Genomic DNA, 389 nt, shown 5'->3' with positions numbered 1-389 from the left:
CGATGATGGCTGCGCCGACGATTTCGCCATCGACGAAATCGTCGGGCGTGCCGTAGACGCCCGTAGGGACGGTGACAGCGCCAAAAAAGCCGAACAATGGCCGGAGCTGATGTTCGAGCACCAGGCCATGGTATGGGCTCCCGCCGGTCGCCGCGAGAAGCACGGTCTTGCCCGTCAACGCGCGATAGTCGACCAGGTCGAACAGGTGCTTGAGAGCGCCAGTGTAGGAAGCCCTATAGACAGGCGTTCCGACCACGAGCAAATCGGCCTTCTCGACACGCTGGATAATCGCTTCTCCAGATGCGCCAAGTGCGCCGCGGGATAGTCCGGCGAAAAGCGACGGTGCTGCCTCCGTGATCTCAATCAGACCGGTGTCGGCAAGCAGGCGC

Annotated in this window: 1 protein-coding gene; it reads right to left on the bottom strand. The window is 62.2% G+C overall.

Going from position 1 to position 389, the window contains the following annotated elements; all coding sequences use genetic code 11:
• Positions 1-389 (bottom strand): NAD(P)H-dependent oxidoreductase (locus tag EN780_RS38385; RefSeq protein ID WP_189557228.1); only part of this gene is annotated, 389 nt, incomplete at both ends.

Origin of the sequence: Mesorhizobium sp. M4B.F.Ca.ET.089.01.1.1, assembly GCF_004022605.1 — a bacterium.
Lineage (GTDB): Bacteria > Pseudomonadota > Alphaproteobacteria > Rhizobiales > Rhizobiaceae > Mesorhizobium > Mesorhizobium abyssinicae.
Note: the sequence above shows the minus strand (reverse complement) of the source record. Positions and strands in the feature narration are given on the sequence as shown.